Raw genomic sequence first — 25,839 nt, forward strand, 5'->3', positions numbered from 1 at the left:
ATAGGTAAAATTGTAGGTTAAATTTTATTCATTTTAGAGATACTGTTTGAAGAATGCTTTTTAAATGAAGAAAGGGAGGGTTCTATATGAGTAAAATTGAAGTAGGCGAAATCTTTACAATAAGCGATGAGAATGATGATGAACAGGAAGTAGAAGTGCTGGGAGTTATGACGGTTGAAGGAACAGACTATGTGGCTGTCGGTTTTGCAGAAGATATTAAACAAGAAACAGATGACGATATTGATATTTTCTTTTTAAAGGTTGATGCCGATGGCGATTTCTCTGCCATTGAAAGTGATGAGGAATTCGATAAGGTTTCTGCCGCGTTTGATGAAATGATGGATGAGGAAGAGTAAGCGAGAGGGGAACCTCTCTTTTTTTACTATTACAATTGGAAATATTATGTATTTAGAAATGGTGTTGTGGAACAATAACATTGAGAATACCTAAAAAGGAGATAATCATGTTAATTGAAGAAGGAACCAAATATCAAATTTCGCAGACAGCGAAAGAATTTTTTAATTCTGCTGAAACGATGACGGTGAAAAGCAATAATGGGGTTACGGTACAATTTATTCTCGGTGACAGCAAGGGCTACGGTTCTATGCCTATCGATCACTTACATTATTTATTGAAAAGATCTAATTTAACGCAAATCCCAAATAAACGCTCATTATTAAATACTGATATAACTGAGGAACAAATCGGCTAATTTTGGTGCATTGCTTCTACAGGAGGTAATGCATTTTTATTTTCAGCGATTTACAAATTAATAGGCATAACGCACCTTATTTCAATGAGGTGATGAATGCCTGTTCTTTTGTTTTTACCGATGGTTATTTGTTGAAAACCAGTTAATTAATTCTTATAATATAATTATAGAATGTTTGTTCGGGGTGAAACAGATGGCAAAGGAAACGAAAACTAGATACATTGTTGAATTAGACTTACTATTAGAGACTTTACAATTTAATACTCTTGAAAAGAGATTTGAAATCGCCCGCCATATTTCAAATGCCTGTAAACGTAAAATGATGGATAAAATTCAACTCTTGAGAGCAGATGAGGATTATCAATACTGGTTAAAACAAGATAAGTCTGAAAAACGTTCTGAGCGGCTAAAAGAAATAAGAGAAAAATATGATGTGTCCAAAACTGGTGCGGAACGAATTGTTAAAGAAATGGGGAAACATTTTAAACAAAAAAAGTCAAAAGATAAAAAACATAAGCAAAAGGTCCATCTTGATTCACACATAGTACAAAAAATTGCTCTTCAAGTTTGGAAATCTATCTCTGATTATCTTTTTGGTAATGGAAAAAAGGTGCACTATAAAAAGTACGGACAATTTGATTCAATTGAAGGAAAAAATAATGAATCAGGATTAACTTATGAGAATGGAATTCTTTTTTGGAATGGTCTTGAAATAAAAATTCATATTCCGATAAAAGATGAATATCTTCAAAGAGCTATGCATGACGAAATAGCCTATTGCCGATTGGTTAGAAAAACCATCCGTAGAAAAGTAAAATATTATCTTCAATTAGTATTGAAAGGAATTCCGCCACAAAAACATAAGACAGTAGATGGTGGGGTAGGCATTGATATGGGGATTTCCACTGTTGCTGCTGTTTCGGATAAGGATGTTCAAATAGAGGAGTTTTGCGAAGGATTAGATATGCTTGTGAAAGAGAAACGGCTTATTCTAAGAAAAATGGACCGTTCCAGAAGAGCGACTAATCCGAATAAATTTAACCCTGACAGAACCATAAAAAAAAGAAACACAGGGAAATGGATTCGCTCTAAACGCTATTGGAAACTTTTATTTGAATTAAAAGAAATATGTAGAAAATTAGCGGCTGTCAGAAGAATCATGCACAATAAATCAGCTAATCAAATACTAAAAATGGGCAATGTAGTCTATTGTGAAAAGATGAATTATAAAGGGCTACAAAAGACCAAGTTTGGTAAACGGATTGGTTATAAAGCACCAAGCATGTTTTTATCTATCATAGATAGAAAACTATCGTATCAAGGTAAAAAAATTGATTATGTGAACACTTGGACGGTAAAAGCAAGCCAGTATTGTCATATATCGAACGTTTATACAAAAAAGAAATTATCTCAACGTTTTCATGTCTTACCAGATGGTACAAAAATTCAACGCGACTGTTACTCTGCTTGGTTAATTAAAAATGTTAATAAGGCGAAAAATAAGGTGAATGGGGAAAAATGTAAAGAAAACTTTGATGTGTTTTATGATAATTATAAAAAAACCGAAGAGCATCTTCGGTCATTAAATAAGAAATTCATTTCTAGTATCGGATTTTAAAATATATAAACCTTGCCGTGTTGAATCCCACGGAAGAACAGAAACTTTATGTCGTGAGACATGGATAACTTCTGTTTGGCATGGTGGCTAATGCCAGACGCGAACGCTAAACGACAATTGGAAACCATCAGGTTTCTAACATAATTTAGACTGTTTTTCTTTCTTGTGTCAGAGTTGTTGGTTCGCAAATGTTGCACGGAAAACCATAGAGTTCAAACAACAAAAACCATGTTTTTGTCTAGTAGAGAAAAGGGAAAGTACGTGTACCCTTCATTAAAGAAGGTCTAATTATTTAGAACCTCCCTATTTCAATTGGGAGAGGATTCAGTATTATACTTATGGGTATCCACTATTGTAAGGAGTGATTAATATTATGCAAACAAAAAGTGTTAAATTATCAGATACAAAAATTGGGTATGTTGACCAGGGTGAAGGGGAAGTAATTGTTCTCCTCCATGGTTTCTGTGGAAGTTCCCGTTATTGGGAAAACGTGATTCCAGAACTTTCAAAATCCTATCGCGTAATCGCACCAGACCTTCCAGGTCATGGGGAATCGAGTATAGGAAATGAAGGTTCCTCGATTGAGGATTATGCGGACATAATTAAGGGAATTCTAGAACTGTTAAATGTCCAAAAGGTAACGATGTTTGGCCATTCATTAGGGGGGTACATTACACTCGCCTTTGCAGAAAAATATAGCAATCACTTAAATGGATTCGCACTAGTCCATTCAACTGCCTTTCCTGATTCGGAAGAGGCGAAAAAGGGTAGAGTGGCGAACGTAGAAAAGGTAAACAATGAGGGAATAAAAGTTCTAATCGATGGATTGGTACCAAAGCTGTTTTCGCCAGAAAACGTACAACAAGATTATGTAAGTGCAGCTAAAGAAATAGGATACTTAACTTCTCCAGAAGGTGCTATTAGTGCATTATCTGCAATGAAGAATCGGACTGATCGTAATCATGTATTGAAAACGACTTCGTTGCCCGTGCTTTTAATAGCAGGTGAACAGGATCAAATCATTCCAGCTGAAAAAACATTTTCGGTGAGCAGAGATAATATCCAACAAGAGATAGTAAGGAATTCCGGACATATGAGTATGTATGAAAACCATCAAGACCTTATTACTGTAATGAAGGAATATCTATCACGGATTTAGCAATCGAAGTAGCGAGGAACCAGTTTGGTTCCTCGGTGGTTACCTTGAGGAGCTCTATAACAAGTCATTAAGTTCTTTATCGGAATGAACAGCAATCAGTACGACCGCTTTTTCATTTCCGATATTTGTAACAGTATGCGGTACACAAGCATTCCAGCTAAAAGAATCCCCTTGTTCCAGAATAAAAGAGTCTTCACCCTGCTCCGCAAGAACTTTTCCTTCCAATACTAAATGACACTCTTCTCCTTCATGTGCGTGAGCATCACCAATTGAAGCGCCAGGTGGAAACTCCACACTTGTTAACCGTAACCCGCCTTTAGATGTTATATGCTCGATTTTTAATTTATTTAAAGTAGAGTAAGTTCTTTCCTCTTTTCTAACAACTTGCATATGTTGTTTCTTTTCAAGCAGCAAATAAGGCAGTGGAATATCCAAATAAGTTGCAATGGTTTGCAGTGTGTTAATGGATGGAGAGGTGTTGTTATTCTCAACATTGCTAATAAATCCTTTTGAAAGTCCAGTTCCTTCACACATTTGTGCAATGGTGATTTTTTTTCTATTTCGTATTGCCCGAATCTTTGAGCCAATATCCAATTGAACCACCTCAATAGTTTGCTAATATAGAACATATTTATATATTAGCAAAAAAACAATTGACAATCCACTTTGTAAATTGTTATTCTATATGTAACAAAGATTCATATATAGAAACAATGTTGGTTTATTTTTTTGTTTATATGTTTCCTAATATGAATCTTTTCTCTCTATTAAAATACAAAAAGACAAGCAAGTTCACCTAACTATGCCATTTGTTTTTATGATTTAACAAAATGGATTTCATGAGATTAGCTTTGTCTTAATGAGTCTACATTATGGTTATAAGGAGTGAACTAACAATTTTTGTTTAAAGAAAGGATGATGAAGGTGAATGCACCTATGATATATGAACTTCGCAGGCCGGAACAACTCGACCCGGAAAAAAGGTATCCTGCGTTATTCCTAATGCATGGTATCGGTAGTAATGAACAAAATATGCTGCAAATGGTAAAAGGTTTAGAAGACGAGTTTTTTATTTTTAGTATTCGTGGCCACCTGTCGCAGCCTCCCGGCTATGCCTATTTTACGATTCAAGGGTATGGGAAACCACATCGGGAAGTGTTCGATGAGGGAATAAGTAGGCTAACAAGTTTTATCGACTATGCATTGGAGGAATATCCAGTGGATGCAAGTCGATTATTCCTATTTGGCTTCAGCCAAGGGGCAATCCTTTCTATGACCTTAGGATTGACGTTAGGAGATCGGATAAAGGGTATTGTTGCATTAAGTGGGTACATCCCAGCTTTTGTTAAAGAAGAGTACACCATTAAACCTGTCGATGATTTATCCATTTTCATCTCTCATGGAGAAATGGATCAGGTTCTTCCGTTTGATTGGGGCAAAGCCAATAATGAGTATTTTCGTGAGTTAGGGGCAGATGTTACATTTAAAACCTATCAAGAAGGACATACTGTTTCTTTAAAAAATCATCATGATTTTATTAATTGGATATTTAATCAATTGGAAAACTAATTAAAATTAACTGGAGGAATATAAAATGTTAAAAAAATTCGAGGCTAGTACATTAATTTTGCGAGTAATATTAGGAATTACGTTTTTTGTTCATGGATTCGTTAAATTTCAAGGTGGTATTGAGAATATCGTTGGTTGGTTTGATGCAATCGGCTTACCAGGATTCCTCGCATATGGAGTTGCTTTAGTAGAAGTAATTGGCGGTATTGCCTTGATTCTTGGCTTAGGCAGTAGATTTGTTGCTGGTTTACTTGCTTTATTAATGGTTGGGGCTACTCTGAAAGTGAAATTAGCAGTAGGTTTCTTAGGAAATGGTGAAATGGCTGGTTATGAGTTAGATTTAGCTTTACTGGCGATGGCAGTATTTATTGCAATAAACGGCAGTAAGATGTTCGCACTCGATCAGTTCGTGTTTAAGGGTCAAAAGACAGATACAACCTCATTATAAAATGTCAGGAATTCATCCAATTAGGGGGTAAGTTACATGATACCATCATTATTTATTGCTCATGGAGCACCGTTATTAGCAATTGAGAATAATGAATATACACAATTTTTGAATTCTCTGGGTAAAACCATGCCACGTCCAAAGGCGATTGTATTGTTTTCTGCCCATTGGGAATCCTCGCAGCAAAAAGTAAGTGAAGTCGATTCGTATAGTACTATTTATGATTTCGGCGGTTTCGATCAAGCGCTATATCAGATAAAATATCCGGCTCAAGGAAATCAGCAGATTTCACAAGAAATACAGAATCTCTTTAAGGCAAACGGAATCCCATTTGAAGTGGAAACCGAACGAGGCCTGGACCATGGTGCTTGGATTGTGCTACGTCTACTTTATCCAAACGCGGATATCCCGGTCATTTCCATGTCAGTCAATCCGCAGCTTAAACCTGAAGAGCAGTATAAAATCGGGAAATCCTTATCGGCTTTAAGGGCCAATGATATTTTAATTATCGGTAGTGGTGGGACAGTCCATAATCTTAGAGCAGTGAAATGGGCTGATAACGAAGTTGACCAATGGGCACTGGAATTCGATGATTGGCTTGCACATCATTTGCACAATTGGGACGTGGAGTCATTATTCAAGTATGATTCACTAGCACCATACGCGGAATATGCAGTACCGCCATATGGGAAAGAACACTTTATCCCGCTTTTCTATGCAATGGGCGCAGCCGATAACGGTCAAAAAGCAACCTTACTCCATCGCAGCTTCCGCTATGGAAATCTAAGTCATAGTGTTTGGCAGTTTGGGTGAGTAAATAGGCATTCGCCAAAAATGTTTGGTCTAATAAAATACAAAATTCCCAACCGTTTATTGGTTGGGAATTTTGTTTGATTATTCGGCAGGAGCAGTACCAACGAAAATACCATTAATAAACACATAGATGGTTGGAACTCCGTTTGCATTGAAAAATGGTACGCCAACCATTGTTACACCCTCTGCTGGCAGTACTACCTCGATTGTATTCGCACCATTCCATTTAAAACCAGACTTTAAAAGTTCTGCTTTCTTCGCTTTGAATACGTCACTGCTGATAAACTTTGCAACTATTTTATTTCTCTCAGCACCTGTGATGGGTATTAGGTCGTGACAACCACAATCATCACCCTCAACTGTCGGTGGATCAGTTGGTTCTGCTGCTTTTACCGAATTCCCTGTTGTTACAAAAAGAGTTAATGCAATAATTCCTCCAAGTAGAACTGTTAATAATTTCTTCAAGCAAAATTCCTCCTTTTATTTAAATCTCCTTTATTCATTCTCTTTATTTCGACAAACTCCTTCAAAAATCTTGGAAAAATTTTTGAAAAATACCAAAATTTATTACAGAATTGTGTCGAACTGTGAGTTATTCGCTAAATGGTTGTGATTTTTCTGTGAATACGGTCTAATAATAGTAAGAATTCGAGAAGGATAGTGAGGTTGGTTAATGGGGTTCATATTAGGAGTATTAGTCATATATAATTTACTTTTATTTTATGTTGGCTGGAACGGTTGGAAATGGCTGCAGACATTTACCATTTATAAGAGATCGATCAAGTACATATATTGGATTCTCCTCTTGTTTTTTGCCTATTCATTCATGCTCGGGCGCTGGTTAGAGGAATTTCAGATTATTACATGGGTTGGTGCCATCTGGCTGGGAATCTTTTATTTTTCGATTTTATTTTTCCCGCTTGTTAATCTACTTGTCTTTTTATCGAGATTTACCCGCTTTTCGAAAAAAAATGTAATCAAATGGTCTGGATTTATCACCGGAATTGCTATAGGTTGTTTAATTGCTATTGGTATATACAATGCGTACAGCCCAGTTGTTCGGACGTATACAATCAACATTCCGAAGCAGGTTGAAGGCAAGCAAACGTTGAACATGGTTATGGCTTCTGATATGCATTTCGGTGTCCTGTCGGGTGCACATCATGCCAAAAACCTTGTGAAGCAAATCAATTCATTACACCCTGATCTTGTATTGTTCCCAGGGGACATAATAGACGATGATGTGAAACCCTATCTCGATAAAGGGATACCGCAAATCTTAAACCAAATACATGCACCAGTTTATGCATCATTTGGTAATCATGATCGAGATGAAAGTGCTGATCTTGTAAAGCTTTTTACGGATAGTGGCATGAATGTTCTGGACGATAAAACAGTAAGATTGGAGAATGGCATTAACCTTATTGGCAGGAAAGACAGGGGATATCAAGACGTGGTTCGTGCTAAACTTGCCGATTTAATGGAGCAAGCAGATGGTACAAAACCGGTCATTCTCCTTGATCACCAGCCATATGATTTTGCCATAGCTGAAAAAAATGGCGTAGACCTGATGTTGTCGGGACACACCCATCGCGGCCAAATTGCTCCGATGAACTTGATTACAAATAAAATCTATGAAAATGACTGGGGTTACCTAAAGCTTGGTCAATTTCAATCGATAGTCTCTTCAGGATATGGTTTTTGGGGGACACCGATTCGAATCGGCAGCCGTTCCGAAATTGTCCAACTAAAGGTAACCTTTAAACAAAATCAATAATGAATCAAAATAGCTGTACCCCACTCAATAAGGGAGTACAGCATTTTTTTACTCATTTTTCTTCACTGTATAATATTTTGTCGGCTCAGAATTTGAATCTTTGATTATATTAAAAATAGTTCCCGTTAAACTATGTGATCCTTGAGAATCAAGCCCAACCTCCCAAATCATCATTCCGCCGAAGCCAGACCTAAGTGCCAAGGTTGTTTTCTTTTTCATCGTGGCATCGCCGTTGTAATAATAGGTTGTGCCGTTCATGCTAACTGTGTCTTTTCCGGCATTTGCGGGATCTTGGTTAATAATCGCTCCATAAGAAACCTGTTTCACTTTAGGATCTTCCGGCTGAGCATAAAAAGGAACACCTAGCACTAATTTTTCTTTTGATAGATTATTCTTGTCAAACAAATCTGCCCAATAGTTTACGATTTTCTCAGTAAACGGATAGGGTGAAAGATTAGCAGCATGATAGCCATCATCCCATTGGCCGTCATAGGCCATAATATTGACATGGTCAACATCCTGGAACATCGACGGTTCATACACGACAAAGCCAATTTCGGTTAACGTAACGGCATGAATTTTTGAATAAACCGCAATCGATAATTCTTTATTTTTTGGATGAAGCTGTGCACTTAATTCTATTGCAAAGGCTGCAAGATTTTCAGCATCGGCTTTCGAACGGGGATGTTCAAAATCGATATCGATTCCGTCAAGATGCTCGCGATCTGCGATACTAGTAAGCTCATTAACTAGTTTTGTCCTAGAAACAGGATTAGAAATAGCCGTTTTAAAATACTCATAGGATTCGCCGCCATTCATGTGAAACCAGCCGCCAACAGCCAGCATCACTTTAGTGTCAGACTTTTTTGCATTTGCAACGACAGTTCTTAGGTTTTTTAAGGCGGCATCGCCATTTAGCAAAATTCCCCCATCCTTAGTTGGATGAGCGAAAGAGAAAATAACATGTGTTAATTTCGAATAATCCACGACGTTGGGGTCGCGAAAATCCTGTACATATCCGATGAGAACTTTTGATGGTGCCTTGTCCATTTTTGGTAATTTTTTTGTCCGTGGATTAATGAATGATTTAGCTGTTTTTTCTATATGAATCGTTTTTTCAGATGTTTTATTGGGTAAAAGTGTAGCTCCAGTGATTATTCCTCCAACGAAGGTAATCGCAATTACCAGGGCAAGGAGGAGTGTTCGTTTTTTCATTGATGTGATCCTCCTTATTTTGATCAATTATAAAAATTGTACCAGAAAAATAGAGGGAATTGGCTGGTAATATCCACCTACACTATTACAGGAAGTAAATAAATTTGAAAACCGATACTAATTTTTGATATAGTAAATAAGTTAATGTTAAAAATAAGGATATTTTTATATAGAGTAAGGTGGTAAATATGAATCAAGAATTTAGAGTGTTATTGTATTACAAATATGTACCAATTGAGAATCCTGAGGAATGTGCGAATGAGCATCGTCAATTTTGTACTGATTTAGGCCTAAAGGGACGAATCATCATCGCCGCCGAAGGAATAAATGGAACGGTGTCAGGCACCATTGAACAAACTGATGCCTATATGAAATACATGGAGGAACATCCATTATTTGCAGGAACTATTTTTAAAATAGATGAAGCAACCGAGCATGCGTTTAAGAAAATGAAGGTGCGTTATCGAACGGAACTTGTTACCTTACGATTGGAAGATGATGTGGATCCGAATGTGGTAACCGGTAAACATTTGAAACCAAAGGAATTTTTCGAGGAAATGCAAAAAGAAGATACCGTTGTGATCGACGCCCGAAATGATTATGAATTTGACTTGGGGCATTTTAGAGGTGCGGTTAGACCAGATATTTTGAATTTCCGCGATTTACCGGAATGGATCCGAGAAAATAAACAGGAATTTGAGGGCAAAAAAATTCTCACGTATTGTACCGGTGGAATCCGCTGTGAAAAATTTTCCGGCTGGCTCTTAAAAGAAGGATTTGAAGATGTGTCACAGCTTGAAGGCGGAATTGTCACCTATGGAAAAGACCCTGAAGTTCAAGGTGAATTATGGGATGGGCAGCTTTATGTGTTTGATGAGCGGATTAGTGTCCCAGTGAATCGAAAAGAGCATGTAGTGGTAGGAAAAGATTATTACACAGGTGAGCCATGTGAACGTTATGTGAACTGTGCTAACCCTGAATGTAATAAAAAGATTCTCTGCTCAGAGGAAAATGAACATAAACATTTACGCAGCTGTTCTCACGAGTGCAGGGTTCACCCGCGCAACCGCTACGTTGCCCAGCACGGCTTGAGTGAACAAGAAGTAAATGAAAGATTAATGGCAATTGACAAAGAGGTAACCATGTAACAAGGGCAGGTCAGATTTGACCTGCCTTTTGTTATATCTAAAATACATAAAAAAGGGAAAATAATGATACACATGGAATATAGTTTTGATTGCAATTTATTTTATTAATCCGGAGGAGAATACACATGCCGACATATACGAGCAGAAACGAAGTACCTGTTCAGGAAAAATGGAATTTATCTGATATCTATGCAGATGTAAGTAAATGGGAGGAAGATTATCAGTTAATAGAGCAAATGGCAAAGGAATTAAAAAAGTTTGATGGCGAAATTAATGATGGCAATTCCTTGTATTTATATCTGAAACAAGGAGAAGAGTTATCCTTTCATTTTAATAAGCTGTATGCCTATGCCATGTTGCAGGTAGATGAAAACACAAGGGCAACTGCTGCACAAGCACTGCAGGATCGGGCCAAACAGCTTAGTGTGAAAGTAAGTGCTGCCACTTCCTTTTTCATGCCCTATTTATTAAGCCTAGATGAAGAAATATTAAAAGGGTACATTAAGGCCGAAGAAAAATTAGCATATTTTGCCGAGGATTTATGGGAATCCTTCCGTTATAAGACGCACGTGCTAAGTAAGGAACAAGAAGAACTCCTTTCGCAGCTAGGGGAGGCCCTGTCTGCTCCCAGCAATACCTTTGGGATGATCAATAATGCGGACATTAGGTTTGGCGAGGTTACTGGTGAATACGGTGAACCGGTCGAACTGACCCGGGGGATGTATGCGAAGTTAATTGAGGATGAAGATCGTGAAAAACGCCGGGAAGCGTATAAAGCATACTATCAGCCTTACGTACAATTAAAAAATTCAATCGCTTCAACACTTTCAGCAGCGATTAAAAATAATGTGACGATAGCAAAGATCCGTCACTATCCCTCCGCACTGGAAAAAGCCTTATTTGGGGATAAAGTACCAAAAGAAGTTTATGAAAATCTCATTCAAACAACAAGAAACAATATTGCGCCGCTACATCAATATACTCGAATCCGTAAAGAAAAGCTGAATCTTGATGAACTTCGGCAATATGATATGAGTGTCCCGCTCGTTAGCGGTGTCAAACAAGTGATTTCCTATGAGGAAGCCTATGAAACGATGTGTAAAGCATTAGCACCTTTAGGAGAGGATTATGTCGGTATTCTTAAAGAGTTTAAGGACGCCAGGTATATTGATGTCCGGGAAACTCCTGGTAAGCGGTCAGGTGCCTACAATCTAGGTGTTTACGGCGTCCATCCGTTTATTCTTTTAAATCACCAAGACGATTTGGATAGTTTATTCACCCTTGTACATGAATGCGGTCACGGTGTTCACAGCCGGTTGAGTTCAGCGCATCAGCCGCAAATTACAGCCCGTTACAGTATCTTTGTAGCGGAGGTCGCTTCAACCGTCAATGAAGTGCTGTTGATTAACTATTTATTAAAAAATGAAAAGGACGCTGACGTTCGCAGCCATTTATTGAACCATTTTATCGATCAATTTAAAGGCACATTTTTCACGCAAGTCATGTTTGCCGAGTTTGAGATGAAAACGCATGAAATGGCGGAAAAGGGCCAGCCGCTAAATGTAGAAGTATTTAATCAAACCTATGAACAACTATTCAGGGATTACAATGGCGATGAAATGGTCTTCGATGAGGAAGTGAAATATGGCTGGTCAAGAATTCCTCATTTCTATCGTCCATTTTATGTGTATAAGTATGCGACAGGTTTTGCCTCTGCGATTCACTTGGCAACCAACATACTTGAAGGTGATAAGGAAACATTACATTCCTATTTGGAGTTTTTAAAAAGCGGGAGCTCGGATTATCCGCTCGAATTGTTAAAAAAGACTGGTGTTGACTTAACAACACCATATCCGATTGAAAATTCCCTCAAACGATTTGGTGAGCTTGTGGAAGAATTTTCAAATATATAAGAATTTCTCAAAAGCCTACCGCCCATTTTTAATAAGAAACATGGGTGTTAGGCTCTATTTATGCGTTATTTTACAACTTTCCGCCCACATATCTCAGAATAATGATAAAATAAGCGGTAATAATAACCATTTTTTACACAAGGGGGAACTACACATTGAATGAAAAATTTAAAAAGCCTAAGGGATTTGGTGAAATACTGGATCATACATTCAGTTTAACAAAAAATCATTTTAAAGAATTTTTTATGATTTTAATCATTTTTATGGGGCCGATTTATTTGCTTCAGGCAATCATCCAATTAGCCTCAGGAACCAGCTTTTTTAGACAGGTTGGATCTGGTGATACTTGGTTTGAACAAATTCTCTCAGGATTTGAGGGAACAGGTTCATTTGACTCTAGCAGTTTAGGTGTGGATATCAGCTTAATCGTAGTTGGATTATTTAGTGTCCTTTTATTTCCGGTTGCTGAGGCGGCAATCCTGTTTGCGTTGAATCGTATTCGGCAAACTGAAGAATATACCGTGGGGGGCGTCATCAAACAAGCCTTTTCTCGTTTTTGGCCCATGCTTGGCAGTAGTATTTTGTTTGGCTTAATCATGTTTGCCATCATTATTATTCCGATTTTAATTGTAGCATTCACTTTCGGAGTGTTAGCGTCATCGGTTAACACCGTTGTCTTAGTTTTATTAGGGATTTTATTATTTTTTGGTGGCGCAATCGGGATTGGCCTGCTATTAACGCGCTGGAGTTTTTATTTTGGTTCGGTTGTGCTTGACAAGACATCACCTGGATTTTTAAGAAGTTGGAGGCTTTCGAAAAATAGAACTTGGGTATTGATGGGACTATATATTGTCTTTTATATAATCGTTTCCATTATCGGTGCTGTTGTCCAAATGACATTTGGTGCCCTATTAGGAAATAGCGTCTTATTAACAATGATTTCGAATATGGCCTCACTGTTTACGACGATGATTTTTTCAGTGGGTTATGGGGTTATGTATCTAGATTTGAAAACAAGACATGATGCGGATGATTTAAAAGAATTAATTGAAGATTACAAGACTATTTAAAAAAACCTAAAATGTTAGGTGATGATTATGATAGATGCAAACAAGGCACGTGATGACATCGAAGATATTTTAAATGCTAAAGAATATTCAGTCTACAATGAGTCTAAGGGATTTATCCAGACTTGGTGGGAAAATGCTAAGAAATGGCTGGCTGAACAGCTGGAAAAGTTGTTTCCAGCCATTAAATCGGCCAGCAGTGCTTCCGAGCCAATCTTAATCGCGATTATTGTGATTGTTGTTATTCTATTAGGCTTTTTGACCTTTTTCCTTATTCGAAATACGAAGCGGAATGTAAAGCTCTGTAAGCAAAAGCCGCTGCAATCACTGAAGGAGATCAATTGGACATATGGGCGGCATCTTGATGAGGCTAAGGAATATGAGTCTTCCGCGGAATATTCGCATTCAACCCGCCATTTATTTTTAGCATTGCTCCTTTACCTTCATGATAAGGGATGGCTTGAGGCAAGAATTTGGAAAACCAATTGGGATTACTTCGATGAACTTCGGAAGGTGGATCAACAACATGCGGAGCAATTTTACCGTCTCGCCCACTTTTTTGATGAAGTGACGTATGGGGAACGAACGGTAAGTAAAGAGGAATATGTTCAATTTAAACAGGAAGCAATGGTCTGGCTCGGTGAAAGGGGAGAAGAAAGTAGTTGATGAACTCACAATCAAAGGGTAAGACATGGATGTGGCTGATTGTACTACTCGTCCTCTTTTTAACAATTAGTTACTTTTCCTTTTCACCGAAGCCTAAAGTTTACCCAGGGTATGTATCTGACTCACCCTCTCCTTCAGGTGTAAAGGCATTTTATACATATTTAAAGAAAGAAACAGATGTAAAGACGTGGAACCATTCACCTGACATGCTGCCTAAAAGTGAAGAAAACCAATTACTTGTTATGGTCGAATCCTCCTTTATTCCAGGGAAGGATGTCATGAAGAAATATGTGGATTTTATGAAGGCAGGGAATACCATCCTTTTATTTCAAACCAATCCAAAAGGGATGTTTGATGTAAACACGGAATTTACAGAACAAAAGTCCTCTCAAAATATTTATGACAAGTCACGTACACTTTATCGGGCAGAGGTTCGTTCACAGATTGGGTTGCAAAAGACCAAGCAGGATGAGGTCTTATTAAGTAATCGAAAAGAAACCATTGCACTTAAACGTCCTTATGGTAAAGGCCATTTGATTGTTTCGATTGCGCCAGAATGGATGACAAATGGCAACATATTAAAAAAGGATCATTTACCCCTTCTTCTTTATCTCTTAAATCAGGGGGAGACAAAAACCATCTTGTTTGATGAATATATACATGGCGGGGAAAATTCCTCCTCGATATTGACAGTCTACCCGATGTGGTTTTTATTGCTCAATTTGCAGGGACTCCTATTGATGCTTTTGTGGCTATGGTTCAAAGGGAAGCGATTCGGACCCATTTTCACCCCGAGGGAAGAATCAGTCCGTTTCAGTGATGAAGGAATTCAAGCAATTGCTGCATGGTACATGCGTGGCAAGCGATACCATGATTCATTGGTGATCCAGGCTGATTATGTCAAACTCTTGCTACAAGAACGCTGGCAAATTCCCTACAGCCGAGAATGGCAGGATTTGACAAGTTATTTTGAGAAAAAATGGACGCGAATGCCCGCCTGTGAGATAAAGTCTTTTCTAAGTGGACTGTTTACTATCCTTGAAAAAGAAAAAATTAGTAAACAGGAATACCTATTTTGGTCGAGAAAACTGGAGCAATTACGAAAAGAGGTTGAAGCATGAAAACAGAATTAACATCCTTTCTAGAAAAATATGAAGAGCGGATTATTGGTCAGAGTTTAAATCTAAGACTTTTGTTATCTGCCATTTTAGCAGGGGGACATGTCCTTTTAGAAGGAGTACCTGGCACTGGAAAAACGCAAATGGTGCGCACGCTGGCAAGTCTCTTAGGAGGCAGCTTTAACCGCATTCAATTTACACCTGATTTACTGCCAAGTGATATCACGGGCAGCATGATCTACAATATGAAAGAAGGCAGTTTTCAAACATTGAAGGGGCCAATTTTTACGAATATCCTCCTTGCCGATGAAATTAACCGGACGCCAGCAAAGACGCAGGCTGCATTATTAGAAGCGATGGAAGAAAAGCAAGTCACCATCCAAGGGGAAACCTATCCATTGCCAGAGATCTTCTTTGTTGTTGCCACGCAAAACCCGATTGAATTTGAAGGTACTTATCCGCTGCCGGAAGCACAGCAGGATCGATTCTTATTCAAGTTAAAAATCGATTTTCCAACCTTTGAAGAAGAGAAAAACGTACTCAAGCAAGTAATTGAAAACAGCTTTGACACAAAGCAAGTTACTTCAATCCTAGACATGGATACTTTTTTAAGGATTAGAAAAGAAATTGAACAAGTGACGGTTAGTGATAGTGTATTGGACTATATGATGCAGATTGTCAGGAAAACACGTGATACCGAAGCGATTCGCTATGGTGCCAGTACAAGGGCAGGGATCTCCATCGGAAAAGCCGCACAATCATGGGCATACCTGGCTGGCCGGGATTATGTGACACCGGATGATATCAAAATGGTCTCAAGGCCTGCATTACGACATCGAATTCAGCTATCCCCACATGTAGAATTGGAGGGAGCAACCGTTGACCAAATCATTGAAGAGCTTGTGGGCTCGGTTCCTGTTCCAAGATAGGGGAATATTGCCGACAAAACGGCTATTACTGCTTTTTCTCGTTCTCACCGTTGCATTGTTGATTGGAGCGGGTTGGGGGATTTCATGGGGTTATGTAATTACGATTAATATCGTGGTATTGATTGTAAGCTTACTAGACTTACTTTTTTCCCCGAAAAAAAGCCAGCTTTCATTTCTAAGAACAATGGCAGATGAGTTTGAAAGGGGTATTGCCGATCCGGTGAAGATTGAAGTAAAAAATACCTCCACCTATCCATTTTCATATCGGTTGATTGATGGGTTACCACAGTCTTTCAATCGTCCATTTCCACTCATTGGAAAAATACCAAGTGAAACAGAAATGGAGATTTCGTATGATACCATTGCTTATGAAAGAGGCAAGTTCGAATTTAGTAAGCTTTATTTTCGTTATACCAGTCTTATCGGGTTATGGGAGAAGCAAACAACGGTTGTGATGAAGGAATCAGTCAAAGTTATTCCGGATTTAACGGAGACCAAGCAGTATTTGGAGAATGCACAGCAATTTTTAACATACGAAGGGTTAAAAATTCGCAGGCAGCGAAGTGGTGTTGGTGATTTTTCCAAGATTCGCAGTTATGTGGTCGGGGATGATCCCCGTAAAATCAACTGGCGTCAAACGGCAAAGCTACGCGAAGTGATGACGAATGAGTACGAACCGGAGCATGGGAAATATATAACGATATTACTTGATTGCGGCAGAATGATGGGGGCCGAATTGAAGAAGGGGAACCGGTTAGAGAGGTCTTTAGAAGCAGCACTGACGGTTGCGGCGGCGGCCCTTCAAAAAGGCGATTATGTTTCTGTTCTTGCTTTTTCAAAAGAAATTAAGGTATATGTGCCGCCGGCCAAAGGATTGGCACACTTGCAGACAATCCTTCAGGCAATCTATGATGTGAAAGTGGATGCGGCAGAGTCCAATTATGCCGCGGTATTGCAATACTTAGAATTGGTGCAAAAGAAACGGAGTTTGCTTTTATTATTTAGTGACGTTCGAACGTTTCTTCACGAGGAGAGTGCCCTGGTTTTATTGAGGCGCCTTCGGCAGCGGCATTTATTTTTCATGATTGGCATCGAGGATCAAACGCTCGGCAAGAGAGTCAATGAGGAGCCGAATACAGTACAAGCAGCAATGGTTAAAAGTATTGCTCAGCAGCAGCTATTGTTTAAGAAGCGAGAAAAAAGCAAATGGGAAAAGCAAGGCCTCCAAATGATCGAGGCCCGTGAGGAAAAGCTCGCGATTGCCGCAGTTTCCCATTATATCGATATTATGAATCAAAACCTCCTGTAGATGTAGATTTGTTAAGCTTTAATTTACCAATTATGACATATAGAATTAGGCCAATCACCGTTAGGAAAGCTATTATATATTTTGCTTCTAAAGAAATCGCCGCCGGTGTGATAAATCCTTCTATGACTCCGGCGATGACAAACAGTGGAATGGTTCCAAGCAGGAGCTGTACTGATCTCTTCGCATGTTGTTTTAATTGGTAGCCTCTTGTGTATTGTCCTGGAACAAAGAGCTTATAGCCCATTAACAGGCCGGCACCGCCGGCGATAAAAATGGCTGTGAGCTCGATCATTCCGTGGGGGACGATATAGGCCCAAAAATCATAGGATTTCCCGTGATGCCAGAAAAGGGCTGCGAGTGCGCCAATGATGATACCATTATAGATAAGTAAATAAACCGTCACAAGGCCAAAGGTGATTCCGCCGGCAAAGGCGAGGAAGGCTACCTTGATATTGTTCGTCATAATGCTGGCCGACATCAGCGGGGAGTCGACGGCGCCATTCCCTTTCCCAAGCTGGTCGGGGTTTACCCCTTGCGCGATTTCAGCCGGAAGGATGGCATAAATATGCAGTGGGTCATTCACGACAGCGATAAAACTACCCACTGCACCAATGATAAATAAAATCATTGCTGCCAAGACAAATTTCCATTGTTCTAATAATAACCCAATAAATTGGGTGCTGAAAAAATGGCGAATTTGTTTAAAGCTTGATACTTGATCCTTATACAACAGGTTATGTGACTTTGATACAAGACCATTTAAGTACCCCGTTACTTCGTCATTTGGAAAGTAGGTTTGACTGTACGAAAGATTCTGGGCTGTCTTTTGATAGAGTCGGTGATAATCGGTGATCGTATCACCTGTAATTGCGTTTTTGCGTTTACTCATCGATCCGACCAATTGTTCAAGATGTTTCCAGTCTTCACGATGCATTTTTATGAATTGCTTTACATTCATTTTTTCACCTTCTTTTTTGAGAGGTATGTAAACTCTTTCTCCTTATTATAGGAAATTAGTAGAAAAATAGAAACAACAATAGAAGAAATCAACCGTGTGCTGGGGGAATTTTTATGAATGAAGATCATTTAGATGTTAAAACACCTGAATACGTGTCGATTCAATTTCAGCTTGCCGGGTTAGGAAGCAGGGCAGCAGCTTTTATCATCGATCAAGTACTTTTAATGATTATTAATATTTTGACAATCGCTGTCCTTTATTTTGTGATGGATGGGATGTCATCGATGCCGTTTTTTCTCGTGGACAGTTCAATCCCGATAGCAATAGCCATAATTATTCTATTTATTGTGAACGGGGGCTACTTTTTCGCTTTTGAATTTTTTTCAGGTGGAAGAACGCTTGGGAAAAAATTAGTCGGGATTCGGGTGATACAGGAAAACGGGCACAGCATCACCTTGTTATCAAGCTTCATCCGGAATCTTATCCGCATTATTGATTCCTTGCCGACAGCTTATTTCCTTGGAATTGTTATGATATTTTTTCATTCGAAACATAAACGTCTGGGGGATCTTGTCGCCGGAACCATTGTCGTCCATGAGCGTAAGCCAAAGCGGAAAAAGAAACTTTCATCCATTGAAAAAGAAATCGAAAATCGCGGTCTCTCCAAAAATGATTTGACCCTCGATGAATGGACCTTGAAATCGTTGGGGATGAAGGAGTGGAAGCTACTTAGCACCTATGCAAGCCGATTCCATCAAATCCCATTAGATGAAAGAAATCATCTAACAAAACAAATTGCTGAAATCCTCCTTCCTAAGATTGGGATGGATGTACAAGGGAAATTGGAAAGTGAAAAGGAAGATACACTCCTTATTCTTTATTTGCTACTGCGCGAAGAATGGGAATTTGAACTATAAAAACTCGGCACTTCCTATGGAGGTGCCGAGTTTTTTTAAAGTATGGGTGATAAGAGGCGTGTTATGGCCTCCTTAAACTTGGTTATGATGGACCGATCCTTATATCTTTTTTGTGTATATTCAGAGCTGTCTTGGCAATCCTGCAAGAATAGTCCGTGAAGTTTTGTGGCTGCATTTTCATCGTACAAAACAGCATTTACTTCAAAATTTAACCGAAAGCTGCGTGTGTCGATATTTGCAGTCCCAACAGAAGCCACTTCCTGATCCACTACAATCGTTTTCGCATGGATAAAGCCCTTCTCATACAGATATATTTTTGCTCCGTAATCGATTAGTTCCCCTGCGTACGACAAGGTGGCCCAATAAACAAAGGGGGAATCGCCCTTACTAGGTATCATTATACTCACATCAACACCTGAGAGCAGGGCAATTTTACAAGCATCCATAAAACTTGCATCCGGAACAAAATACGGAGTTTGGATGTATACAGTTCTTTTTGCTGACATAATCAATTTAATATAAGCATTTTTGATATGTTCTGTTTGAGAGTTTGGCCCGCTAGCAATAATCTGAACAGGTGTGTTTCCTTCAGGTTTTTCCACAGGAACAGAATAGGGCTCAAGATTCAACTTGTTCTGCGTAGCATAATTCCAGTCTAATAAGAATCTTCCTTGTAGTTGATTAACCGATTCACCTTGAACTCGTAGATGGGTATCGCGCCAGTAGCCGAATTTTTTATCCAACCCTAAGTATTCATTTCCAATATTGAAGCCGCCAATATAAGCAATCTTTCTGTCTATGATGCAAAGTTTACGGTGATTTCGGGTATTAATACGGAAATTGATTAATTTAAGGAATGATGGGAAAAAGGCCTCGACTTCGCCCCCGTTATGAATAAGTTCTTTAAAAAAACCGAGGGAAATCCTTTTGGAACCAAAATCGTCATAAAGAACCCGGACTTTTACACCTTCCATCGCCTTTTTTGTCAGTACATCCCGCAGCCTTTTTCCAAGGGAATCGCCTTGAATGATATAATATTGAAGATGAATTTCCTCTTGCGCTCTTCTAATGTCTTCAAACAATGAGTGAAATTTTTCATGGCCATCACTGAAAATCTGAATTTCATTGTACATGGTTAGTAATGAATTGGAGGATTTCAAGTTCATCAGGAGCAAATCAGAATGTTTCGTAAGTAAATTCCTCTGATAAAAACTACTATTTTTCAGCTGATGGATCTGTTCGTCAACAGTGGATTGAAGATAGTTTCTTTCTTCAGATGATAATTGGTAAAAGTTTTTCTGCTTTAATTGTCTTCCAAGAAATAAATAGACTAAAAATCCTGCAATTGGAATAAAGAAAAGGACCATTAGCCAGGCCCAGGTGGAACCAATGTCTCTTCGTTCGATAAACACAACCACACCCGCAAGTACAATATTACCTATGAGAACAATGGCTACAAGCAGTGTCGTTAAAGTTGTCACTTCCATCCGATAATACTCCTTCGTCTATCAACAAATTCTTTTAGTAAATCTTACCTGAATTGGCTGGACTTTAAAAGCAATATGACAGTTACTAAATCGTCATGTTATTGAAAAATTCACTTAAGACCTTTTCTAAAGAGGAATCAACGGGGAATGATATAATGGAGATGAGTTTTTTTAAAATGGGCTTGCAAGAAAAAGTTCAAGTATTAATAACTCGTAACGTGGAGGAACCTATATGAAACAAATGAAACCACCGAAAAAACCATTGATATTCTACTATGGAATAATATTAGTTATTATTTTGCTGCTAAATTCGTTTATTTTTCCCGCCATTTTTAATCACTCTGTCAAAGAAGTGGATTATGGAACATTTTTAACTATGGTGGAAGACGGTAAGGTAAAACAAGTAGAAATTGAAAATAACACGATAATGTTTAAACCTAAAGATACAAGTGAAGCTAAGCTCTATAAAACGGGGTCAATCGACGATCCTAAATTAGTTGACCGTTTGCATGAAGCGAATGTTAAGTTTGCTAAGGTGATTCCGAAAGAAACATCTCCGCTATTAAATTTCATTCTATCTTGGATTCTTCCGCTGCTGATCTTTATTGCGATTGGTCAATGGCTGATGAAGAAGATGCAAAATAAGATGATGGGCGGCGGCGGTGCCTTATCGTTTGGTAAAAGTAACGCCAAGGTCTATGTGGAAGCCCAAACTGGAATAACGTTTAAAGATGTCGCTGGTCAGGATGAAGCAAAGGAAGCACTTCAAGAAATTGTTGACTTCCTGCATAATCCCAAAAAATATAAAGAAATCGGTGCAAGTATTCCAAAGGGTGCCTTATTAGTCGGCCCTCCAGGAACAGGGAAAACCCTTCTAGCTAAGGCAGTTGCCGGGGAATCAAAGGTTCCGTTCTTCTCGATGTCAGGTTCTGAATTTGTTGAGATGTTTGTGGGGATGGGTGCTGCTAGGGTCAGGGATTTATTTAAACAAGCGCAGGAAAAAGCCCCATGTATTGTTTTTATTGATGAAATTGATGCTATCGGGAAAAGCAGGAATTCTGGTATGCCTGGAGGAAATGATGAAAGGGAACAAACATTAAATCAACTTTTAACAGAGATGGATGGTTTTGATGCCGATAAAGGTGTAGTCATCCTCGCCGCCACTAACCGGCCAGAAACACTTGATAAAGCGCTATTAAGACCCGGACGATTCGACCGGCGAGTTCCCGTTGAATTACCTGATTTAGCTGGACGCGAATCTATATTGCATGTTCATGCGGGAAAAGTAAAGTTAGCTGATGATGTCGATTTTAATATGATTGCAAGAGCAACATCAGGGGCATCAGGCGCGGATTTAGCGAACATAATCAATGAGGCGGCACTAAGAGCGGTAAGACTTGGCCGAAATAAAGTGATGCAAAATGATTTGGAAGAGTCTGTTGAGGTCGTCATTGCCGGTTATCAACGAAAAAATGCTGTCATTTCAATGAAAGATAAATTAACGATTTCCTATCATGAAATTGGCCATGCATTGGTGGCTGCAAAGCAAAGCCACTCGGCACCGGTTCATAAAATCACAATTATTCCTAGGACCTCTGGGGCATTGGGTTACACGATGCAGGTGGATGAACATGAAACGATCCTAATGACAAAAGAACAAGCCTTGGATAAAATCACGACCTATATGGGTGGACGTGCTGCAGAAGAAGTCATTTTTAAAACGATCACATCAGGTGCCTCCAATGATATTGAACAAGCTACAAAGATTGCCAGATCCATGGTAACTCGGTTTGGGATGAGCGACGAATTCGATATGATGGCACTTGAAACGGTCAATAACCCGTATTTAGGGGGAGATACTTCGCTTATGGTGTCTGCTGAAACAGCTGCAAAGGTAGATGCGGAGATTCTCAAAATCATCAAAACCTGTCATCAAAAAGCGATTCGAATTTTGGAGGATAATAAAGATAAACTACACGAGCTGACGAAGTACTTGTTAGAAAAAGAAACCATCAGCGGAGAAGAATTTATGGCGATTTTAGCAGGGAAACAAGAGTCGAGTGTTATCCTTGAGAAATAAAGTTTATAGAATTTTACATTAGTAGGTGAAGCTCATCTTATAATTACATAAGATGAGCTTTTTTATATTTTATGCGTCACATTTTACGTTTTTACACGACTGATAGGTAAGAGAGAAAAAAGGGGGGGAGAAGATTTGAACAATGGTAAAGAAGAACTGGTGATGAATTGGTACGAACAGTATTATGATGATATTTACCGGTTTATTTTATATATGATTGGTGATAAGCAATGTTGTGAGGATTTAGTCCATGACACATTTCTTCGGGCATACACGGCAGTTGATGGTTTTGAAAATCGATCGGCCGTGAAAACCTGGCTGTTTAGTATTGCGAAGTTTTTGGTGATTGATGAAATTCGAAAAAGGAAACGCAAAAGGCTGTTTTCGACAGTGGGGCTTAATCAGGAGATTCCATCTTCTTTTAACCTAGAATTGCATCTTGAAAACAAGGAGTTCGTCCTTCAGCAAATGGAAAAGATTCAAAACTTAAAACCAAATTATCGTTTGGTTTTAACATTGAAAAAGATTGAAGACTGTACCACGAAGGAAATTGCGGAAATTCTTAATTGGTCAGAAACGAAAGTTCGTAAAACATTATCAAGAGCGCTGCATTCTCTTAAGAAAATGAACGAGGTAGGAGGGGAAATCCATGGAGAATAAACATTTCGAAGTTCAATGGGAGCTGCTTAAGCAAGTCGGTTCTACAGACACTCAAAAAGAGGCGATTAGAAAAAGAATCCAAGCAACCATTCATAATCGAGCTTCCAAAACTCGTGGTTTTCAATTCCACCCGTGGAAAAGCATAATCGCGGCTTCATTGCTTATTGTGATCCTAGGAGGCTCTCTATTCATGTTAATAGAGGGTAATCCGATACAAAATTCTTCTCCAATTTATACGATTGACAATGATACATTCAGCTGGAAACTGGATGATGTTACTGGTAAAAAAGCTGGGGAAAAATTAGAACTTTACCATAAAAATAATCCCATTCCGTTTGGTACAGTCACTGAAGTAACGGAAAAAGAAATGAACACAACCATTAAATCAAAGTCGATGTTTGTAGAAAGAGAACTTGAAAATTTCCCATATAAGACAAACATGTATATTGAGCATGTAAAAATGCAGGACGTTGTCATCCGGTACTACTTTTTTGTTCCGATGAAAGCTGAAAAATGGATTCAGTTTACATTTGATTATCCAAAGCTTGAGTATGCTGAGATTTTTCGAGCAATGTCAACACTGGAGCTAAAGGAAAAAAAACCATACCACAGTACTGAACAGCTTTATGTGAACCATGGGTACGGGAGTATGATTTACCCGGTTGAAATAGAATCAATTTCCATTACCGCAAATAATTTCGAAGTGTATCGATGGGAAGAAGCATCCACAAAGGAATATAATCAATATGTGATGAAATTACTCCAGAATCGATACTGGAAGCAAGAATCTAGGGAGGGATTGTCTAGTACGTTCGCGTCAGTAGATGGGAATGAAGTCATCACGATCACTTTAAATGGAAATGAACTAACGTATGAATATTTCTACCCAAACCATGAAGAATAAGGAAAACAATAACCAAAACTCACTTCCGAATCAGCCAATGTTGATTCGGATTTTTCAATATTAATAAATAATATTATGCAGTTAGTGTAGCGGAAAATTAACAAAACACGTCTATTAAAGTGGATGTGGTCAAATCATTATGATATGTGGGGGAATCTCCTCTGAAGAAGCTGTAAAAAAGCGAAATCATTCAAATAGAAGCTGGGGGAAGACAAAATGAAACTTAAAATGCTTATAGCGATTATAATAGGGCTTTGCGTTCCATTTATGACAGCCTTAACAACCTTTGCCGATTCTAAACCAATTGATGCCATGATCGAAAAACAAAAAGAGGTTGATAAGATGATATTTGAAGAGAAACAGGCTGAATTAGCGGAAAAAGGAATCACAGTTACTTACACTGCACCGCTAGAGACCTCCATTGAAATTGGTATTCAACCCTATAACGAAGAAACAATCAACTATTTTAATGAGATTTTCGGAGTAAATAATGTATCGATTGTAGATGGTGGACAGCAAGCAGTGATCATGAGCAGCAATGTTAATGAACTTTTACGAGACGAAGAGACTTCAGAAGAAAATGGGTCTGTTATTAAGACATTCACTATTTTAGCAGCCATTATTGTTCTTTGCGGCGGGATTTCAGCTTTCATCCTAAGAAAAAAGAGGATAAAAAACTAAATATAACCCAGCATGGCAGCCCATTTCATCAAGGGAATCAGTATTAATTATGAAAATTAACACATACTTCCATTATGAAATTCACCATGAAATAAAGGAGTATGTTTATGCATTGGTATGAAAAGTTGAATCAATATTTTCCGGTTGAAGAGATGAAATCAAGAGAGCATATGGAAACCTTACTAAAAGAGCGTTCTGAAATTTATCATAAAGATGAAGGGCCTAACCATGTTTTAATGTACGTGGAGCTCGACAATTTTGTCTTTATCGATTACCTCTTCGTTTCGAAAAATGCCCGCGGACAAGGTCTAGGTCATAAATTAATGGAAAAAATGAAAAGCAAGGGAAAGCCAATCATCCTAGAAGTAGAACCTGTTAACTATGAAGATAGTGATACAGAAAAAAGGCTCCGTTATTACAAACGTGAAGGCTTCGAGCATGCGGAGTCCATTGGGTATGAGAGAAGGTCCCTTGCGACAAATGAGATTAATAAAATGGAAATCCTTTATTGGGCACCACATAATGAATCGGAAGAAATGATATTTGCAGCCATGAAAAAAACGTATGATTTGATTCACACCTATAAGGATCAACACTTTTATGGCGAGTCCTACCAGCCGGTTGATGAGGTTCTAACCTTTAACGAGGAACCGGAGAATAAGAATATTTTAGATAATCTATAACATTCACT

Annotated in this window: 26 protein-coding genes; 21 read left to right on the forward strand and 5 right to left on the reverse strand. The window is 38.5% G+C overall.

What is annotated here, in order from left to right:
* The first annotated feature begins 86 nt into the window (after nucleotides 1-86).
* From BABA_RS19615 to BABA_RS19630, 4 genes are all read left to right on the forward strand, one after another.
* Nucleotides 87-356 carry a DUF1292 domain-containing protein gene (locus tag BABA_RS19615; RefSeq protein ID WP_007086980.1) on the forward strand — a complete coding sequence of 90 codons (270 nt, stop codon included), beginning with the start codon at nucleotides 87-89 and terminating at the stop codon, nucleotides 354-356.
* Nucleotides 357-463: 107 nt separating this feature from the next.
* On the forward strand, nucleotides 464-712 hold the full coding sequence (locus tag BABA_RS19620; protein WP_007086981.1) for a hypothetical protein: 249 nt from the start codon (nucleotides 464-466) through the stop codon (nucleotides 710-712).
* A gap of 193 nt (nucleotides 713-905) precedes the next feature.
* Entirely contained in the window at nucleotides 906-2,330 is a 1,425-nt protein-coding gene (locus tag BABA_RS19625; protein ID WP_007086982.1) for a hypothetical protein, read from the forward strand.
* A gap of 373 nt (nucleotides 2,331-2,703) precedes the next feature.
* Nucleotides 2,704-3,489: an alpha/beta fold hydrolase gene (locus BABA_RS19630; RefSeq protein ID WP_007086983.1), complete on the forward strand. Its 786-nt coding sequence runs from the start codon at nucleotides 2,704-2,706 to the stop codon at nucleotides 3,487-3,489.
* A 54-nt stretch (nucleotides 3,490-3,543) separates the two neighbouring features.
* On the opposite strand, the gene BABA_RS19635 is transcribed toward BABA_RS19630, so the two are convergent.
* Nucleotides 3,544-4,083, reverse strand: coding sequence for a helix-turn-helix domain-containing protein (locus tag BABA_RS19635; protein WP_007086984.1), 540 nt, complete (start codon nucleotides 4,081-4,083; stop codon nucleotides 3,544-3,546).
* Nucleotides 4,084-4,425: 342 nt separating this feature from the next.
* On the opposite strand from BABA_RS19635, the gene BABA_RS19640 reads away from it, so the two are divergent.
* Genes BABA_RS19640 through BABA_RS19650 form a run of 3 tightly spaced genes read left to right on the forward strand, consistent with a single transcriptional unit; the run spans nucleotide 4,426 to nucleotide 6,319 of the window.
* Complete coding sequence (locus BABA_RS19640; RefSeq protein ID WP_235749758.1) at nucleotides 4,426-5,058, forward strand: alpha/beta hydrolase; 633 nt, start codon at nucleotides 4,426-4,428, stop codon at nucleotides 5,056-5,058.
* A gap of 25 nt (nucleotides 5,059-5,083) precedes the next feature.
* Nucleotides 5,084-5,506 (forward strand): DoxX family protein, encoded by a 423-nt coding sequence (locus tag BABA_RS19645; RefSeq protein ID WP_007086986.1) that lies wholly within the window; start codon nucleotides 5,084-5,086, stop codon nucleotides 5,504-5,506.
* A 36-nt stretch (nucleotides 5,507-5,542) separates the two neighbouring features.
* Nucleotides 5,543-6,319, forward strand: coding sequence for a dioxygenase family protein (locus BABA_RS19650; protein WP_007086987.1), 777 nt, complete (start codon nucleotides 5,543-5,545; stop codon nucleotides 6,317-6,319).
* A gap of 81 nt (nucleotides 6,320-6,400) precedes the next feature.
* On the opposite strand, the gene BABA_RS19655 is transcribed toward BABA_RS19650, so the two are convergent.
* The gene (locus BABA_RS19655) at nucleotides 6,401-6,784 is read right to left on the reverse strand and encodes a hypothetical protein (protein WP_007086988.1); all 384 of its coding nucleotides are present in this window, start codon (nucleotides 6,782-6,784) and stop codon (nucleotides 6,401-6,403) included.
* A gap of 208 nt (nucleotides 6,785-6,992) precedes the next feature.
* On the opposite strand from BABA_RS19655, the gene BABA_RS19660 reads away from it, so the two are divergent.
* A complete protein-coding gene (locus BABA_RS19660) occupies nucleotides 6,993-8,096 on the forward strand; it encodes a metallophosphoesterase (RefSeq protein ID WP_007086989.1) in 1,104 nt (367 codons plus the stop codon).
* Nucleotides 8,097-8,144: 48 nt separating this feature from the next.
* On the opposite strand, the gene BABA_RS19665 is transcribed toward BABA_RS19660, so the two are convergent.
* Entirely contained in the window at nucleotides 8,145-9,311 is a 1,167-nt protein-coding gene (locus tag BABA_RS19665) for a glycoside hydrolase family 18 protein (protein ID WP_007086990.1), read from the reverse strand.
* A 188-nt stretch (nucleotides 9,312-9,499) separates the two neighbouring features.
* Between BABA_RS19665 and trhO the strand changes: the two genes are divergently transcribed.
* The 7 genes from trhO to BABA_RS19700 all read left to right on the forward strand — a co-directional run bounded on the left by trhO (nucleotide 9,500) and on the right by BABA_RS19700 (nucleotide 17,461).
* Nucleotides 9,500-10,459: an oxygen-dependent tRNA uridine(34) hydroxylase TrhO gene (gene trhO / locus BABA_RS19670; RefSeq protein ID WP_007086991.1), complete on the forward strand. Its 960-nt coding sequence runs from the start codon at nucleotides 9,500-9,502 to the stop codon at nucleotides 10,457-10,459.
* A 125-nt stretch (nucleotides 10,460-10,584) separates the two neighbouring features.
* Nucleotides 10,585-12,372: an oligoendopeptidase F gene (gene pepF, locus BABA_RS19675; RefSeq protein ID WP_007086992.1), complete on the forward strand. Its 1,788-nt coding sequence runs from the start codon at nucleotides 10,585-10,587 to the stop codon at nucleotides 12,370-12,372.
* Nucleotides 12,373-12,527: 155 nt separating this feature from the next.
* Entirely contained in the window at nucleotides 12,528-13,442 is a 915-nt protein-coding gene (locus BABA_RS19680; protein WP_007086993.1) for a hypothetical protein, read from the forward strand.
* A gap of 27 nt (nucleotides 13,443-13,469) precedes the next feature.
* Complete coding sequence (locus tag BABA_RS19685) at nucleotides 13,470-14,105, forward strand: DUF4129 domain-containing protein (RefSeq protein ID WP_007086994.1); 636 nt, start codon at nucleotides 13,470-13,472, stop codon at nucleotides 14,103-14,105.
* A complete protein-coding gene (locus BABA_RS19690; RefSeq protein ID WP_051186065.1) occupies nucleotides 14,105-15,226 on the forward strand; it encodes a DUF4350 domain-containing protein in 1,122 nt (373 codons plus the stop codon). The genes BABA_RS19685 and BABA_RS19690 overlap by 1 nt, the downstream gene beginning before the upstream one ends.
* Nucleotides 15,223-16,152 carry an AAA family ATPase gene (locus BABA_RS19695; RefSeq protein WP_007086996.1) on the forward strand — a complete coding sequence of 310 codons (930 nt, stop codon included), beginning with the start codon at nucleotides 15,223-15,225 and terminating at the stop codon, nucleotides 16,150-16,152. Before BABA_RS19690 ends, BABA_RS19695 begins: the two co-directional genes overlap by 4 nt.
* Nucleotides 16,153-16,159: 7 nt before the next feature.
* Entirely contained in the window at nucleotides 16,160-17,461 is a 1,302-nt protein-coding gene (locus tag BABA_RS19700) for a DUF58 domain-containing protein (RefSeq protein WP_007086997.1), read from the forward strand.
* On the opposite strand, the gene BABA_RS19705 is transcribed toward BABA_RS19700, so the two are convergent.
* Nucleotides 17,439-18,419: a stage II sporulation protein M gene (locus BABA_RS19705; protein ID WP_007086998.1), complete on the reverse strand. Its 981-nt coding sequence runs from the start codon at nucleotides 18,417-18,419 to the stop codon at nucleotides 17,439-17,441. The two genes, BABA_RS19700 and BABA_RS19705, sit on opposite strands and share 23 nt — an antisense overlap.
* Nucleotides 18,420-18,532: 113 nt before the next feature.
* On the opposite strand from BABA_RS19705, the gene BABA_RS19710 reads away from it, so the two are divergent.
* A complete protein-coding gene (locus BABA_RS19710; protein WP_007086999.1) occupies nucleotides 18,533-19,336 on the forward strand; it encodes an RDD family protein in 804 nt (267 codons plus the stop codon).
* A 35-nt stretch (nucleotides 19,337-19,371) separates the two neighbouring features.
* Here the strand turns inward: BABA_RS19710 and cls are convergent, their stop codons facing one another.
* Nucleotides 19,372-20,823: a cardiolipin synthase gene (gene cls / locus BABA_RS19715; protein WP_007087000.1), complete on the reverse strand. Its 1,452-nt coding sequence runs from the start codon at nucleotides 20,821-20,823 to the stop codon at nucleotides 19,372-19,374.
* A gap of 232 nt (nucleotides 20,824-21,055) precedes the next feature.
* Here cls and ftsH point away from each other — a divergent pair, with 232 nt between their 5' ends.
* The 5 genes from ftsH (at nucleotide 21,056) to BABA_RS19740 (ending at nucleotide 25,831) form a co-directional block, all read left to right on the forward strand.
* Nucleotides 21,056-22,903, forward strand: coding sequence for an ATP-dependent zinc metalloprotease FtsH (gene ftsH / locus BABA_RS19720; protein ID WP_007087001.1), 1,848 nt, complete (start codon nucleotides 21,056-21,058; stop codon nucleotides 22,901-22,903).
* A gap of 135 nt (nucleotides 22,904-23,038) precedes the next feature.
* Nucleotides 23,039-23,563 (forward strand): RNA polymerase sigma factor, encoded by a 525-nt coding sequence (locus BABA_RS19725; RefSeq protein ID WP_007087002.1) that lies wholly within the window; start codon nucleotides 23,039-23,041, stop codon nucleotides 23,561-23,563.
* Nucleotides 23,553-24,467 carry a hypothetical protein gene (locus tag BABA_RS19730; RefSeq protein ID WP_007087003.1) on the forward strand — a complete coding sequence of 305 codons (915 nt, stop codon included), beginning with the start codon at nucleotides 23,553-23,555 and terminating at the stop codon, nucleotides 24,465-24,467. Before BABA_RS19725 ends, BABA_RS19730 begins: the two co-directional genes overlap by 11 nt.
* 216 nt (nucleotides 24,468-24,683) lie before the next feature.
* Nucleotides 24,684-25,148 carry a hypothetical protein gene (locus tag BABA_RS26170; protein WP_007087004.1) on the forward strand — a complete coding sequence of 155 codons (465 nt, stop codon included), beginning with the start codon at nucleotides 24,684-24,686 and terminating at the stop codon, nucleotides 25,146-25,148.
* A 107-nt stretch (nucleotides 25,149-25,255) separates the two neighbouring features.
* Nucleotides 25,256-25,831, forward strand: coding sequence for a GNAT family N-acetyltransferase (locus BABA_RS19740; RefSeq protein ID WP_007087005.1), 576 nt, complete (start codon nucleotides 25,256-25,258; stop codon nucleotides 25,829-25,831).
* Nucleotides 25,832-25,839 lie beyond the last annotated feature (8 nt).

It is taken from the genome of Neobacillus bataviensis LMG 21833 (assembly GCF_000307875.1).
Classification (GTDB): domain Bacteria; phylum Bacillota; class Bacilli; order Bacillales; family Cytobacillaceae; genus Neobacillus; species Neobacillus bataviensis.

Excerpts from the sequence above, each read along its gene's own strand:
- BABA_RS19615 (WP_007086980.1), top strand. The coding sequence starts at position 87 with ATGAGTAAAATTGAAGTAGGCGAAATCTTTACAATAAGCGATGAGAAT.
- BABA_RS19620 (WP_007086981.1), top strand. The coding sequence starts at position 464 with ATGTTAATTGAAGAAGGAACCAAATATCAAATTTCGCAGACAGCGAAA.
- BABA_RS19625 (WP_007086982.1), top strand. The coding sequence starts at position 906 with ATGGCAAAGGAAACGAAAACTAGATACATTGTTGAATTAGACTTACTA.
- BABA_RS19630 (WP_007086983.1), top strand. The coding sequence starts at position 2,704 with ATGCAAACAAAAAGTGTTAAATTATCAGATACAAAAATTGGGTATGTT.
- BABA_RS19640 (WP_235749758.1), top strand. The coding sequence starts at position 4,426 with ATGATATATGAACTTCGCAGGCCGGAACAACTCGACCCGGAAAAAAGG.
- BABA_RS19645 (WP_007086986.1), top strand. The coding sequence starts at position 5,084 with ATGTTAAAAAAATTCGAGGCTAGTACATTAATTTTGCGAGTAATATTA.
- BABA_RS19650 (WP_007086987.1), top strand. The coding sequence starts at position 5,543 with ATGATACCATCATTATTTATTGCTCATGGAGCACCGTTATTAGCAATT.
- BABA_RS19660 (WP_007086989.1), top strand. The coding sequence starts at position 6,993 with ATGGGGTTCATATTAGGAGTATTAGTCATATATAATTTACTTTTATTT.
- BABA_RS19665 (WP_007086990.1), bottom strand. The coding sequence starts at position 9,311 with ATGAAAAAACGAACACTCCTCCTTGCCCTGGTAATTGCGATTACCTTC.
- trhO (WP_007086991.1), top strand. The coding sequence starts at position 9,500 with ATGAATCAAGAATTTAGAGTGTTATTGTATTACAAATATGTACCAATT.
- pepF (WP_007086992.1), top strand. The coding sequence starts at position 10,585 with ATGCCGACATATACGAGCAGAAACGAAGTACCTGTTCAGGAAAAATGG.
- BABA_RS19685 (WP_007086994.1), top strand. The coding sequence starts at position 13,470 with ATGATAGATGCAAACAAGGCACGTGATGACATCGAAGATATTTTAAAT.
- BABA_RS19690 (WP_051186065.1), top strand. The coding sequence starts at position 14,105 with ATGAACTCACAATCAAAGGGTAAGACATGGATGTGGCTGATTGTACTA.
- BABA_RS19695 (WP_007086996.1), top strand. The coding sequence starts at position 15,223 with ATGAAAACAGAATTAACATCCTTTCTAGAAAAATATGAAGAGCGGATT.
- BABA_RS19705 (WP_007086998.1), bottom strand. The coding sequence starts at position 18,419 with ATGAATGTAAAGCAATTCATAAAAATGCATCGTGAAGACTGGAAACAT.
- BABA_RS19710 (WP_007086999.1), top strand. The coding sequence starts at position 18,533 with ATGAATGAAGATCATTTAGATGTTAAAACACCTGAATACGTGTCGATT.
- cls (WP_007087000.1), bottom strand. The coding sequence starts at position 20,823 with ATGGAAGTGACAACTTTAACGACACTGCTTGTAGCCATTGTTCTCATA.
- ftsH (WP_007087001.1), top strand. The coding sequence starts at position 21,056 with ATGAAACAAATGAAACCACCGAAAAAACCATTGATATTCTACTATGGA.
- BABA_RS19730 (WP_007087003.1), top strand. The coding sequence starts at position 23,553 with ATGGAGAATAAACATTTCGAAGTTCAATGGGAGCTGCTTAAGCAAGTC.
- BABA_RS26170 (WP_007087004.1), top strand. The coding sequence starts at position 24,684 with ATGAAACTTAAAATGCTTATAGCGATTATAATAGGGCTTTGCGTTCCA.
- BABA_RS19740 (WP_007087005.1), top strand. The coding sequence starts at position 25,256 with ATGCATTGGTATGAAAAGTTGAATCAATATTTTCCGGTTGAAGAGATG.